At 72.1% G+C, this 13,412-nt stretch carries 12 protein-coding genes; 4 read left to right on the plus strand and 8 right to left on the minus strand.

From position 1 onward, the window contains the following. The first annotated feature begins 15 nt into the window (after positions 1–15). The 3 genes from KJK29_RS33605 to KJK29_RS33615 all read left to right on the plus strand — a co-directional run bounded on the left by KJK29_RS33605 (position 16) and on the right by KJK29_RS33615 (position 1,930). Complete coding sequence (locus KJK29_RS33605; RefSeq protein ID WP_215122924.1) at positions 16–429, plus strand: roadblock/LC7 domain-containing protein; 414 nt, start codon at positions 16–18, stop codon at positions 427–429. A gap of 126 nt (positions 430–555) precedes the next feature. Next, positions 556–1,494, plus strand: coding sequence for a DUF6397 family protein (locus KJK29_RS33610; protein WP_215122925.1), 939 nt, complete (start codon positions 556–558; stop codon positions 1,492–1,494). Between the two features lie 64 nt (positions 1,495–1,558). Then, the gene (locus tag KJK29_RS33615) at positions 1,559–1,930 is read left to right on the plus strand and encodes a VOC family protein (protein ID WP_215122926.1); all 372 of its coding nucleotides are present in this window, start codon (positions 1,559–1,561) and stop codon (positions 1,928–1,930) included. 4 nt (positions 1,931–1,934) lie between these two features. On the opposite strand, the gene KJK29_RS33620 is transcribed toward KJK29_RS33615, so the two are convergent. The 4 genes from KJK29_RS33620 to KJK29_RS33635 all read right to left on the minus strand — a co-directional run bounded on the left by KJK29_RS33620 (position 1,935) and on the right by KJK29_RS33635 (position 7,180). Beyond that, entirely contained in the window at positions 1,935–2,684 is a 750-nt protein-coding gene (locus KJK29_RS33620) for an SDR family oxidoreductase (RefSeq protein WP_215122927.1), read from the minus strand. A 15-nt stretch (positions 2,685–2,699) separates the two neighbouring features. Continuing rightward, positions 2,700–3,608, minus strand: coding sequence for a DMT family transporter (locus tag KJK29_RS33625; protein ID WP_215124544.1), 909 nt, complete (start codon positions 3,606–3,608; stop codon positions 2,700–2,702). A 148-nt stretch (positions 3,609–3,756) separates the two neighbouring features. Further along, the gene (locus KJK29_RS33630; RefSeq protein ID WP_215122928.1) at positions 3,757–4,629 is read right to left on the minus strand and encodes an acyl-CoA thioesterase; all 873 of its coding nucleotides are present in this window, start codon (positions 4,627–4,629) and stop codon (positions 3,757–3,759) included. 37 nt (positions 4,630–4,666) lie between these two features. Continuing rightward, positions 4,667–7,180 carry a DEAD/DEAH box helicase gene (locus KJK29_RS33635; RefSeq protein WP_215122929.1) on the minus strand — a complete coding sequence of 838 codons (2,514 nt, stop codon included), beginning with the start codon at positions 7,178–7,180 and terminating at the stop codon, positions 4,667–4,669. Positions 7,181–7,324: 144 nt separating this feature from the next. On the opposite strand from KJK29_RS33635, the gene KJK29_RS33640 reads away from it, so the two are divergent. Next, complete coding sequence (locus KJK29_RS33640; RefSeq protein ID WP_215122930.1) at positions 7,325–8,119, plus strand: metal-dependent hydrolase; 795 nt, start codon at positions 7,325–7,327, stop codon at positions 8,117–8,119. Positions 8,120–8,146: 27 nt separating this feature from the next. On the opposite strand, the gene KJK29_RS33645 is transcribed toward KJK29_RS33640, so the two are convergent. The 4 genes from KJK29_RS33645 to KJK29_RS33660 form a co-directional block, all read right to left on the minus strand. After that, the gene (locus KJK29_RS33645) at positions 8,147–8,392 is read right to left on the minus strand and encodes a type B 50S ribosomal protein L31 (protein ID WP_215122931.1); all 246 of its coding nucleotides are present in this window, start codon (positions 8,390–8,392) and stop codon (positions 8,147–8,149) included. 14 nt (positions 8,393–8,406) lie between these two features. Continuing rightward, positions 8,407–8,877: a DUF5709 domain-containing protein gene (locus KJK29_RS33650; RefSeq protein WP_215122932.1), complete on the minus strand. Its 471-nt coding sequence runs from the start codon at positions 8,875–8,877 to the stop codon at positions 8,407–8,409. 863 nt (positions 8,878–9,740) lie between these two features. After that, on the minus strand, positions 9,741–11,522 hold the full coding sequence (locus tag KJK29_RS33655; protein WP_215122933.1) for an ABC transporter ATP-binding protein: 1,782 nt from the start codon (positions 11,520–11,522) through the stop codon (positions 9,741–9,743). Further along, positions 11,519–13,324: an ABC transporter ATP-binding protein gene (locus KJK29_RS33660; protein ID WP_215122934.1), complete on the minus strand. Its 1,806-nt coding sequence runs from the start codon at positions 13,322–13,324 to the stop codon at positions 11,519–11,521. The genes KJK29_RS33655 and KJK29_RS33660 overlap by 4 nt, the downstream gene beginning before the upstream one ends. Positions 13,325–13,412 lie beyond the last annotated feature (88 nt).

Raw genomic sequence — 13,412 nt, forward strand, 5'->3', positions numbered from 1 at the left:
CGGGGAGATCGGAACATGGCGCAGAACCAGGGACTCGACTGGCTGCTGGACGACCTGACCGAGCGCGTCCACCAGGTGCGGCACGCACTGGTCCTGTCCAACGACGGCTTGGTGACCGGGGCGAGCACGGGACTGCGCCGCGAGGACGCGGAGCACCTCGCGGCCGTGTCGTCCGGGTTGCACAGCCTGGCCAAGGGCTCGGGACGGCACTTCGGCGCGGGCAGCGTACGCCAGACGATGATCGAGTTCGACGACGCGGTGCTCTTCGTCACCGCGGCCGGCACGGGAAGCTGTCTGTGCGTCCTCAGCGGCGCCGAGGCCGACATCGGCCAGATCGCCTACGAGATGACCCTTCTGGTGAACCGGGTCGGCGAGCACTTGGACGTGGATGCCCGCCAGCCCGAACGGAAACCGGCCACAGACGTCTGACCTGCGGAGTCGTCTTCCCTCGCGGAGTTATCCACAGGCTCGTCACGCAGAGTGCCGGATCGGCTACGGTTTTCTCACGGCGACCGCACACGGCGTGAGCCGCCGACTCCACGGGGGAGACCGACCATGTCAGGCACCATCGCGAAACCCGACCGCCTCATCCTCGCTCCGAGCCGGGCCGCCCGCGAACTCGACCTCAAGCGCGGTGACTTCGACCTCGCCGTGAATCTCGGGCTCATCCGGACCGTCCCGGACGAAGGGGGCGGAGGGCTGTGCGTCGCCCGCGCCGAGATCGACCGGCTGCGCGCCGAGGACCGCTTCCCGGAGGTGCTGCGCGAGCGCGTCGCGACCGTCGGCACCAGTGAGGGCGCCGGACTTCTGGGCGTGACGCCCGCCAGATTCACGAGTCTCGCCCGCTACGGCCTGCTCGTGCCGGTCAGGTTCTACCTCAACCGCTACCGGGCGGTCGTCTGGCTGTATCTGGCCGAGGAACTCCGGCAGTTCGCGGCAGAGGGGAGCAACGCCCGGCTGCTGAAGGGGCGCACACCCGCACAGATCCGGGAAGGGCAGAAGGACGGGCTGGACCGGCGGCCCCGCAACTGGCGGGGACGCCAGGTCGGGTTCCTGACGCGGCAGGACGGGCACGACGCGTGGGCTCACGCGGCGGCCGTCGCCGCTCTTCTCGACCCCGCCGACGTGGCGGAAGCCGTCACGGACCCCTACGAGCGCGCCCACCTGGACCTCCTCCGTCCCCGCCTCCCGGCGCACGGCGCCCCCGGCTCACCCGCCGCGGAACGGGCCGAGACCCTGATGACGGCGAGCGAGCCGGACGAAGTGGCCTGGTTCCTGGCGGACCTGGCTCACACGATGGAGACCGCGCGAAGGCACCACCCGGCACCGCGTCCCGTCCCGGAACCGGCCCGTGAACCCGCCCCGGCATCACCCGCAGAGCCGACCGCGCCACCCCCGGCTCCGGCCGGAGACCGGCCCGAGGCCCCGGACCGCACTCCTCCACACGGCCTTCTGGGATGGCTGCACCGCAGAGGCCGGCGACATTCAGGATGAAAAGCGATGAGTTTGCGGACGCATCCCGGTCGGAATTCTGAGGAGACCATTCCAGGAGGCGATCATGTTCAGTGAGACGAAGGCGTTCAGCGGGTTCTCGGTGAACGACATCGACGCGGCCAAGGCGTTCTACGGCGACACCCTCGGACTCCGGGTGTCGGAGGAGAACGGCCTGCTGTTCCTGCACATCGCTGGCGACCGGGACACCCTGGTCTATCCCAAGCAGGACCACACTCCCGCATCGTTCACCATCCTCAATTTCCCCGTCGACGACATCGAGGCCGCGGTCGACGAGCTGACGAAGAGAGGCGTGAAGTTCGAGCACTACGACCACCTCAAGCCAGACGAGAAGGGCATCTTCCGCGGCGGCGGTCCGCTGATCGCCTGGTTCACCGACCCCGCCGGGAATGTGCTGTCCGTGCTCCAGGAACCCTGATCGGTCACTCGTCAGGATTCAGAACGGTCGGCGCCCCGGCCAGGATGCCGCCGTCCACGACGAACTCGCAGCCCGTCGAGAAGGTCGCCTCGGCGACGATGAAGAGCACCATGCGGGCGACCTCCTCGGGCTCGCCGAACCGGGGGATGGGCTGCCCCGCGGTGTACGCGTCGCCGAAGCCGGCCGTCATCGGGGTGCGGATGGCACCGGGGTGGACGGAGCAGACCCGGACCCGGTCGGGCGCGAGTTCCAGCGCGGCGACCTTCGTCAGGCCCCGCAGGCCCCACTTGCCGGCCGCGTACGCCCCGACACCTGCGTAGGCGGTCAGCCCCGCAAGGGAGGACATGTTCACGATCACACCGCCCCCGGCCCGACGCAGCGACGGTGCCACCGCCCGCATGCCCAGCCAGGCGCCCGTGAGGTTGACGTCGACGACCCGGCGGAAGGCCTCGGGGCTCTGCTCCTCCATCGGGCCCCAGTCGACGATCCCCGCGTTGTTGACCAGGACCGAGACCGGGCCCAGGTCCCGCTCCGTCTCGGCGAGGGCCCGCTGCCAGTCGTCCTCGCGGCTGACGTCCAGATGGAGGTAGCGAGAACGGCCGCCGAGGCCGGCCGCCAGGTCCGCCCCCTCGGTGTCCCGGATGTCGGTGACCACCACGGAGGCGCCCTCGGCCGCGAGGGCGCGGGACACCGCGGCTCCGATGCCCCCGGCCCCACCGGTGACGATCGCCACCTGTTCACTGAGACGCTCCATCGTGACCTCCTCGGCTCAGGGTGCTCCCGCTGTCTGACGCTCCCCGCCCGGAGCCTCACCCGGAGCCACCAGCGACTGGGTGAGCGGGATCCGTGCCAGGGCGAGCACCCCCGCGGCGATCAGCGCGACGCCGAACAACTGGGGCAGCAGCCACCACCCGGAGCGGATCGTCTCCTCGTACAGGAGGATGCCGAGGGCGAGGCTCACCAGCGCGTCGCCGAGGGTGAGGGCGGGCTGCGAGGCGACGAGCGGGCCGGCCTGCATGGAGTTCTCCAGCAGAAACAGGGCGCACACGCCGGTCGCGGCGAAGGCGTACGTCTGCCACGCGGTGAAGAAACCCACGAGTCCCTGCTCATCCAGGATGTGCATGGCGGCTTTCATCAGGGCCGCGGTCACCGCGTAGCTGATCGCCGTCGCGGCACCCAGGCAGGCGGCCCGGGCGCGGCCCTCCGGGCGCTTGAGGGCGGCGAGGGCGAGGGCGACGACCGCGCCCGCGCACACGGCGAGCGCCGGAATCCAGCGGTCCAGCTCCACATGGGTGCGATTGCCCGAGGGGGACGCGGCGGCCAGCGCCACCGCCAGCCCTGCCACCACAACCGCCACGGCCAGCCAGCCCGCGCCCGGCAGATGCCGGTGCATCAGAAGAGAGGCAACGATGAGGGTGAGCGGCAGCTCCAGCACGAACAGCGGCTGCACGATCGTCAGCGGCCCGGTAGCCAGCGCCAGCGCCTGGCAGACGGCGGCGCCGATCACCGCGAGGATGCCGGCCAGCCACACGGGCCGGCGCAGCAGATCGAGGATCAGCCCGGCCCGCAGCCCCTGGGAGCGTGGCACGGTGAGCGCCGCCTTGCGTTGCAGCACCGTCGCGACGGCGTTGCTGAGGGCCGCGCAGACCGCGAAGACGACGGGGAGCACGGTGTGCAGCGTGGCCACCTCCCGGATCGGCGGGCGTGTGACGCCTGCGGTGCCTCCTCCTGCCATGGTCACCGGATCGGGGCACGGGCGCGAACGGAGTGCCGAAGCGCGCGTGCCCCGAGCGGCGCAAGGCCGGGCCGGACGGGCCGCGAACCGGTCAGTCCAGCTTGCGGAAGAGTCCCTCCTGCACGACCGAGACGACCAGCCGGCCCTCGGTGTCGTAGATCCGGCCCCGGGCCAGACCGCGGCCGCCGACCGCGATCGGCGACTCCTGGTCGTACAGCAGCCAGTCGTCGGCGCGGAACGGGCGGTGGAACCACATCGCGTGGTCCAGGGACGCCATGTCGAAGCCCCGCGGGCCCCACAGCGGCTCCACCGGGATGCGGACGGCGTCCAGGAGGGTCATGTCGCTGGCGTAGGTGAGGGCGCAGGTGTGGACCAGCGGGTCGTCGCCCAGCGGTCCGACCGCGCGCATCCACACCGCGCTGCGCGGTTCGGAGTCCTCGACCTCCTCGGTGGTCCAGCGCAGCCGGTCCACATAGCGGATGTCGAAGGGCTGGCGGCGGGCCATCCGCTCCAGCTGCTCGGGCAGCGCGCCCAGGTGCTCACGGATCTCGTCCGTGACCGTGGGCAGGGACTCCGGGTCCGGGACCTTGCGGGCCGGCGGCAGCTGGTGCTCGAAGCTGCCCTCCTCCGGCTTGTGGAAGGAGGCGGTGAGATTGAATATCGTCCGGCCCTGCTGCACGGCGGTGACCCGGCGGGTCGTGAACGACCGCCCGTCGCGCACCCGCTCGACCTGGTAGACGATCGGCACACCTGGGATGCCCGGGCGCAGGAAGTACGCGTGCAGCGAGTGCACCGGGCGGTCGCCCTCCGTGGTGCGGCCGGCGGCGACCAGGGCCTGGCCCGCCACCTGGCCGCCGAAGACCCGCTGCAGGGACTCCTGCGGGCTGCGGCCGCGGAAGATGTTGACCTCGATCTGCTCCAGGTCGAGCAGGTCGACGAGTCTCTCGGCCGGGTTCGTCGTCATGAGTGGAACTCTCCTGTGGTCGCTGCGGTCCGGCCGTTCACAGCTGGCCGACGTCGGTGACGCGGACGATGGCACGGCCCTCCGCGTCGGAGGCGGTCAGGTCGACCTCCGCGCTGATGCCCCAGTCGTGGTCGCCGTTCGGGTCGTGGAAGATCTGCCGGACCCGCCACAGGGCGTTCTCCGGCTCCTCCTCGATGAGCAGCAGCTTGGGGCCGCGGGCGTCGGGGCCGGTGCCGAGGTCCTCGTACTCGTCGAAGTACTTGTCCAGCGCCTCGCCCCACGCGTCGGCGTCCCAGCCGGACTCCCCGTCCATCTCGCCCAGCGTCTCGACCTGGTCGAGGGCGGCCAGCTCGACCCGGCGGAACATGGCGTTGCGGACCAGCACGCGGAAGGCGCGGGCGTTCGCGGTGACCGGCTTGACCTCGTCGGCCTTCTCCTGGGCCTCCTCGGCGGTCATCTCCGCCGGGTTGGCCAGCTGCTCCCACTCGTCCAGCAGGCTGGAGTCGACCTGGCGCACCATCTCGCCCAGCCAGGCGATCAGGTCTTCCAGATCCTCGGACTTGAGGTCGTCGGGGACGGTGTGGTCCAGGGCCTTGAAGGCGCTGGCGAGATAGCGCAGCACGATGCCCTCGGTGCGGGCCAGCTCGTAGTGGGACACCAGCTCCGTGAAGGACATCGCCCGTTCGTACATGTCACGGATGACCGACTTCGGCGACAGCGGATGGTCGCCGACCCAGGGGTGGCTCTTGCGGTAGGTGTCGTACGCGTGGAAGAGCAGCTCCTCCAAGGGCTTGGGGTACGTGATGTCCTGGAGCCGCTCCATGCGCTCCTCGTACTCGACCCCGTCGGCCTTCATCAGGGCGACGGCCTCGCCGCGCGCCTTGTTCTGCTGGGCGGCGAGGATCTGCCGCGGATCGTCGAGCGTCGACTCCACGACGGACACCATGTCGAGGGCGTACGACGGGGACTCGGGGTCCAGCAGTTCGAACGCGGCGAGCGCGAACGTGGACAGCGGCTGGTTGAGCGCGAAGTCCTGCTGGAGGTCCACCGTGAGGCGGACGATGCGGCCCTCGGCGTCCGGCTGGTCGAGCTTCTCGACGATGCCGCCGTCCAGCAGCGAACGGTAGATCGCGATGGCCCGGCGGATGTGCCGCAACTGCTGCTTGCGCGGCTCGTGGTTGTCCTCCAGCATGCGGCGCATCGCCTCGAAGGCGTTGCCGGGGCGGGCGATCACCGACAGCAGCATCGTGTGCGTCACCCGGAACCGGGAGGCCAGCGGCTCCGGTTCGGAACCGATGAGCTTCTCGAAGGTCTGCTCCGACCAGGCGACGAAGCCCTCCGGCGCCTTCTTGCGGACGACCTTGCGGCGCTTCTTCGGATCGTCGCCCGCCTTGGCCAGCGCCTTCTCGTTCTCCACGACGTGCTCGGGCGCCTGCGCGACGACGAAGCCCTCCGTGTCGAAACCGGCCCGCCCGGCGCGGCCCGCGATCTGGTGGAACTCCCGGGCCCGCAGGGTGCGTACGCGAGTGCCGTCGTACTTGGTGAGGGCCGTGAACAGCACCGTGCGGATGGGGACGTTGACGCCCACGCCGAGCGTGTCCGTGCCGCAGATGACCTTCAGCAGACCGGCCTGCGCCAGCTTCTCCACCAGGCGGCGGTACTTGGGCAGCATGCCCGCGTGGTGGACGCCGATGCCGTGCCGGACGTAGCGGGAGAGGTTGCGGCCGAACTTCGTGGTGAAGCGGAAGTTGCCGATCAGCTCGGCGATCCGCTCCTTCTCCTCACGCGAGCACATGTTGATGCTCATCAGCGCCTGCGCCCGCTCCACGGCCTGCGCCTGCGTGAAGTGCACGATGTAGACGGGCGCCTGCCGGGCCTCCAGCAGGTCGGTCAGCGTCTCGGTGAGCGGGGTGTAGCGGTACTCGTACGACAGCGGCACCGGGCGGGTCGCCGAGCGGACCACCGCGGTGGGGCGGCCGGTGCGGCGGGTGAGGTCCTTCTCGAAGAAGGAGACGTCGCCGAGCGTCGCCGACATCAGCACGAACTGCGCCTGCGGCAGTTCCAGGATCGGGATCTGCCAGGCCCAGCCGCGGTCGCCCTCCGCGTAGAAGTGGAACTCGTCCATCACGACCTGGCCGACGTCCGCGTCCTTGCCGTCGCGCAGCGCGATCGACGCCAGGACCTCGGCGGTGCAGCAGATGACGGGGGCGTCGGAGTTCACGGACGCGTCGCCGGTCAGCATGCCGACGTTCTCGGTGCCGAAGATCTTGCACAGTTCGAAGAACTTCTCCGACACCAGCGCCTTGATCGGAGCCGTGTAGAAGGTGACCTCGTCGCGGGCCAGCGCGGCGAAGTGCGCACCCGCCGCGATCATGCTCTTGCCGGAACCGGTGGGTGTCGACACGATCACGTTCGCGCCGGAGACCACCTCGATCAGCGCCTCCTCCTGGTGGGGATAGAGCGTGAGACCCCGCTCGCCGGCCCACGACTCGAAGGCTTCGTACAAGGCATCGGGGTCGGGGGTCCGCGGGAGCTGATCGATGAGGGTCACGCCCCCATCTTGCCTGGCCTGATGCCCGATGGGGGAATCGGCTGCGGGCTCGAAGATCACGAACGCTACGCTGGGTCGCCGACGACATGTCAGCGCACCCGGTCAACTGGACAGCGGCACACGAGGAATGGGGCGGCAACGGCCATGATGGGACCAGCACACTCACTGTCGGGCGCCGCCGCCTGGCTCGGCGTCGGCGCGGCGGCCGCCGCGGCCGGGCACCCGATGCCCTGGCCGGTCCTCCTCGTGGGTGCCCTGATCTGCGCCGGTGCCGCGCTCGCCCCGGACCTCGACCACAAGGCCGCCACCATCTCCCGGTCCTTCGGACCGCTCTCACGCTGGCTGTGCGAGATCGTGGACAAGCTGTCGTACGCCGTCTACAAGGCGACGAGGAAGCCGGGCGACCCGCGCCGCTCCGGGGGGCACCGGACGCTCACGCACACCTGGCTGTGGGCGGTCCTGATCGGTGCGGGCACCTCGGTCGTGGCGATCACCAGTGACCGCTGGGGCGTGCTGGCGATCCTCTTCGTACACATGGTCCTGGCCATCGAGGGTCTGCTGTGGCGGGCGGCGCGCGGCTCCAGCAGCGATGTCCTGGTGTGGCTGCTGGCCGCGACCACGGCGTGGATCCTCGCGGGTGTCCTGGACAAGCCGGGCAACGGCGCGGACTGGCTGTTCGCGGCGCCGGGGCAGGAGTACCTGTGGCTGGGGCTGCCGGTCGTGCTGGGGGCGATCGTCCACGACATCGGGGACGCGCTCACCGTGTCCGGGTGCCCGATCCTGTGGCCCATACCCGTGGGGCGCAAGCGCTGGTACCCGCTCGGGCCGCCGAAGGCCCTGCGGTTCCGGGCGGGCAGCTGGGTCGAGCTCAGGGTGCTGATGCCGGTGTTCATGCTGCTCGGCGGGGTGGGCTGCGCGGCGGCGCTCAACTTCATCTGAGCGCGCCCCGGGCCTGAAAGGCGGGGCTCAGGCGCCGCCGTACCGCCGCTCGAACCGGGCGACCCGGCCCTCCGAGTCCACCGTGCGGGCCTTGCCCGTGTAGAAGGGGTGGCTCTCCGAGGAGATCTCCACGTCCACGACGGGGTAGGTCTCGCCGTCGTCCCATTCGATGCGTTCGCCGCTGGTCGCGGTGGACCGGGTCAGGAAGGCGTATCCGGCGGTCCGGTCGCGGAAGACGACGGGGTGGTAGTCGGGGTGCTGGTCCTGCTGCATGGATGCTCCTCGTCTCAGCCGGACAGGGTGTCCTCGTCGACGACGTGCACGGCGGCCTCCTCGGCCGACGCCGCGGCGCCGTCGATGCCCACGTCCATGGCGACCAGCGCGCTCTCCTCGTCCTCGTGCGCGCCCTCGTCGGGTGCCACGAGCCGGCCGGAGCGGGCGTCGCCGACCTCGTTGTCCAGGAGTTCCCCGTCGGTGCCCTGGCAGTCCCCGAGGCCGTCACCGTCGGGGGCGGCGGCGTCCGGCAGCTCCTCGGAGAGCCGCTGGTCCAGCGTCTCGCCCGCGTGCCGCTCGGCCGCCGTCACACCGAGGTGCTCGACGGCCCAGGGCCGCTCGGGAGGGGACCAGCCCCGGTCCAGGGGATCGTCGACGCCGTCGTCCACCAGGGTGTCCTCGGCGTCGAGCAGCCCCGTGTCCTCTCGCTGCTCGTCTTGATCCGGTTGGTAGACATCGTCTCCCCAACCGTCGGACCTGTTCACGGGTACCTCCAGGGGGTGGGGACGGGCCCGTTCTCACCGGGGCCCGCGCCGGGCCGCCGCCGCACGGAGCACTGACGCCGCCCGCCGCCGAACCGCTCCGGTTCCCGGGCGTTCCCCGAGCCGGTGCCTGATTCCAGCCTTCCACCCGGCCTCGTCCCCGCGCAACGCCACGGGCCCCTGCCGGGGGCTCGGCCGTGCCCTTGAGGACTCTGGCCTGCCGCAGACGCCGGGGCCCTCCGCCCGGTGGGTGGAATCCCGATCTGTCTATCGCCCAGGGGCGGGGCGAGTGGGCTGGTCACCCCTGCTGACGGCGGCCGTGTCCGCGAGATCGGCGGCTGCCGGCCGGCCAAGGGCCGTGTGGGTCCCGGCCGCCCGGCCCGGCCGTCGCCGCGTGGCCGACCACTCCGGACATGCCGAGCTGGGTCGGCCGTCCGGACGCGTCGACTTCCCGGCGACGGCCGGGCCGAAGGCCCCGCGCTCAGCGCCCTCGGCCTCGCGCTCCGGCCTTCGGCGTCTTCGGTCTCGCGGTCTGGCCCTCGGCGCTCCGGCCTTCGGCATCTTCGGGCCCGCAGCGCTTCAGGCCTCGTGCTCCGGCCTTCGGTGTCCTCGGCCTGGCGCCCTGGCCCTCGGCGCTTCAGGCCTCGCGCTACGGCCCGCGGCGCCATCGGCTCAGCGCGCCCCGGCCCCGGCACCGACACCCCGGCCCCGGTATTCCCGGCTTAGGCGTCCCGGCCCCAGCGCCCAGCCCCGGTGTCCCCGACTTGGGCGTCCCGGCCCCGGCATCCCCGGCCCGGGCGCCCCGGCCCCCCCAAAAAAGCCGAGGCCCACCCATCGCCGCCCCCACACCGCAGGTCCGGCGCGCGTCACCCGTGCCAAGACCTCCACAACGCCGCGTACGCCCCCTCCGCCGCCACCAGTTCCTCGTGGCTGCCCAGTTCGCTGATGCGGCCGTTCTCGACGACGGCGATGACGTCCGCGTCGTGGGCGGTGTGGAGGCGGTGTGCGATGGCTACGACGGTGCGGCCGTCGAGGACGCGGGCCAGGGAGCGTTCCAGGTGGCGGGCGGCCCTGGGGTCGAGGAGGGACGTCGCCTCGTCCAGGACCAGCGTGTGCGGGTCCGCGAGGACCAGGCGGGCCAGGGCGATCTGCTGGGCCTGGGCCGGGGTGAGCGCCAGGCCGCCGGAGCCGACCTCGGTGTCCAGGCCGTCGTCGAGAGCCCGGGCCCAGCCGTCCGCGTCGACCGCGCCCAGCGCCGCCCAGAGTTCGGCCTCGACCGCGTCGGTCCGGGCGAGGCGGAGGTTGTCGCGCAGGGAGCCGACGAAGACGTGGTGCTCCTGGTTGACCAGCGCGACATGGGCGCGGACGCGTTCCGCCGGCATCCGGGACAGCTCGGCGTCGCCCAGGGTGATCCGGCCGTCCCGGGGCGCGTAGATCCCGGCGAGCAGCCGGCCCAGCGTCGACTTGCCCGCACCCGAGGGCCCGACCAGGGCCAGCCGGGTGCCGGGGGAGACCTCCAGGGACACCTTGCGCAGGACGTCCACGCCCTCCAGATAGCCGAAGTGCACCCGGTCGGCCCGCACATGGCGTCCCTCGGGCGCCACGGAGGAGTCGCCGGCCTCCGGTTCGATGTCCCGGACCCCGACCAGCCGGGCCAGCGACACCTGGGCCACCTGCAGCTCGTCGTACCAGCGCAGGATCATGCCCACCGGGTCGACGAGCATCTGGGCGATCAGCGCCCCCGTCGTGAGCTGCCCGACGTCGATCCAGCCCCGCAGGGCGAACACACCGCCGACCAGCAGGACCGAGGCGAGGACGGTCACGTGGGTGACGTTGAAGACCGGGAAGAGCACCGACCGCAGCCACAGCGTGTAGCGCTCCCAGGCCGTCCACTCCTTGATCCGGCGCTCGGAGAGGGCCACCCGGCGATCACCGAGGCGGTGCGCCTCGACCGTACGCCCGGCGTCCACCGTCTCGGCGAGCGCGGCGGCCACCGCGGCGTACCCGGCGGACTCCGAGCGGTACGCGGCCGGCGCCCGCCGGAAGTACCAGCGGCAGCCGACCACCAGCACCGGCAGGGCGAGCAGCACGGCGAGCGCCAGCGGCGGCGCCGTCACCACCAGCCCGCCCATCAGCAGCACCACCCACACCACGCCGATCGACAACTGCGGCACGGCCTCGCGCATGGCGTTGCCCAGCCGGTCGATGTCCGTCGTGATCCGCGACAGCAGGTCCCCGGTCCCGGCCCGCTCCAGCACGCCGGGCGGCAGCCCGACCGACCGCACGAGGAAGTCCTCACGCAGATCGGCCAGCATCCGCTCACCGAGCATCGCGCCGCGCAGCCGCACCTGGTGGACGAACGCCGCCTGGACGGCGAGCGCGGCCACGAACAGCCCCGCCGTGAGTTCCAGCCGCAGGTCCCGGGTGCCCGCGGACACCCTCTCCACGAGCCCGCCCAGCAGCCACGGACCGGCCATCGAGGCGATGACGGCGACCGTGTTGACGGTGATGAGCAGTACGAACGCCCGGCGGTGCCGGCGCAGCAGTTCGCCCGCGTAGGCGCGGACGGTCGCGGGGGCGCCGACCGGCAGGGTGTTCGCCGTCGTCGGGGCGGCCGGGTCGTACGCCGGTGGCGCGACGCCGATCATGCCTTCTCCTCGATCTCTTCCAGTTCCGCCAGTACGTCGGTCAGGTCGGCTTCGCCGTTCAGGGCGGCCTCGTCCTCGGTCTCGCGGGTGACGACCGCCCGGTAGCGGGGCTCGGTGCGCACCAGCTCGCGATGGGCGCCGACCGCGGCGACCTCGCCGTCGTGCAGGAACACGACCCGGTCGGAGCGGTCCAGCAGCAGCGGGGAGGAGGTGAACACCACGGTCGTGCGCCCCGCGCGCAGCTCCCGCACGCCCTCGGCGATCCGTGCCTCGGTGTGCGAGTCGACGGCCGAGGTCGGCTCGTCCAGGACCAGCACCTCCGGGTCCGTGATCAGCGACCGGGCGAGCGCGAGCCGCTGGCGCTGCCCGCCGGAAAGGGACCGGCCGCGTTCGGTGATCCGGGCGTCCATGGGGTCGGCGGCGTCCAGCGAGCCCTGTACGAGCGCCGCCAGCACGTCGTCGCACTGCGCGGCGGCCAGCGCCTCACGCGGCTCCACGGCACCCGACGCGGGTACGTCGAGCAGTTCGCGCAGCGAGCCGGAGAGCAGCACCGGGTCCTTGTCCTGGACGAGGACGGCCGTACGGGCCGAGTCCAGCGGGAGTTCGTCGAGCGGCACACCGCCGAGCAGCACCGAGGTGCCCTCCTGCGAGGGGTGTCCGCCCAGCCGTTCCGCCAGCCGGCCCGCCGCGTCCGGGTCGCCGCACACCACGGCGGTGAGCCGGCCAGGGGTCGCGAGCAGCCCGGTGTCCGGGTCGTACAGGTCTCCGGCGGGGGCCTCGGCGGCGCGGGACCCGGCGGTGTCCGTGGCCCGCTCCAGCGACAGCACGCCCGCCGCCCGCTTGGCCGAGGGCCGCGAGAAGGAGTACGCCATGGCGATCTCCTCGAAGTGCCGCAGCGGATAGGTCAGGACCATCACCGAGCTGTAGACGGTGACCAGTTCGCCGACGGTGATCCGGCCCTGGCGGGCCAGCTGCACGCCGTGCCAGACGACGGCGATGAGCAGCAGCCCCGGCAGCAGGACCTGGATCGCGGAGATCAGGGACCACATCCGGGCACTGCGCACGGCCGCGTGCCGGACCTCCTGGGAGGCGCTGCGGTAGCGGTCGAGGAACAGTTCCTCGCCGCCGATGCCGCGCAGCACGCGCAGCCCGGCGACGGTGTCCGAGGCGAGTTCGGTGGCGCGTCCGGCCTTCTCGCGCTGGGTGTCGGCCCGCCGGGTGGCGCGGGGCAGCAGCGGCAGCACGGCGAGCGCCAGCACGGGCAGGCCGACGGCCACGACCACGCCGAGCGCGGGCTGGTAGACGAGCAGGCCGACGCAGACCAGCACGATGGTGACCAGAGCGGCGGTGAACCGCGACAGGGCCTCCACGAACCAGCCGATCTTCTCGACGTCACCCGTGGACACGGCCACGACCTCACCGGCGGCGACGCGCCGGGTGAGCGCCGAGCCCAGCTGGGCCGCCTTGCGGGCGAGCAGCTGCTGGACGCGGGCGGCCGCCGTGATCCAGTTGGTGATGGCGGTGCGGTGCAGGAAGGTGTCGCCGACCGCGTTGGTGACGCAGACCAGCGCCAACAGCCCGCCCGCCAGGGCGAGCCGTGTGCCGGAGCGGTCGACGACGGCCTGTACGGCGACTCCGACGCAGAACGGCAGCGCGGCGACGGAGGCGAAGTGCAGCAGCCCCCAGGCCAGCGACTTGAGCTGTCCGCCCAGTTGATTGCGGAAGAGCCACCACAGGAATCGGGGACCCGAACGCGCGTCCGGCACGCCGGGGTCGGCGTAGGGAAGGTCTTGAATCTGCATGACGTCCCAGTGGCTCGTGTCAGGGGGTATGGAGGGTTCGGCCGGTGGCAGCAAACCGTGACAGGTTCGCGTCGCGGCGTGGTCGGAG

It is taken from the genome of Streptomyces koelreuteriae (assembly GCF_018604545.1).
GTDB lineage: Bacteria > Actinomycetota > Actinomycetes > Streptomycetales > Streptomycetaceae > Streptomyces > Streptomyces koelreuteriae.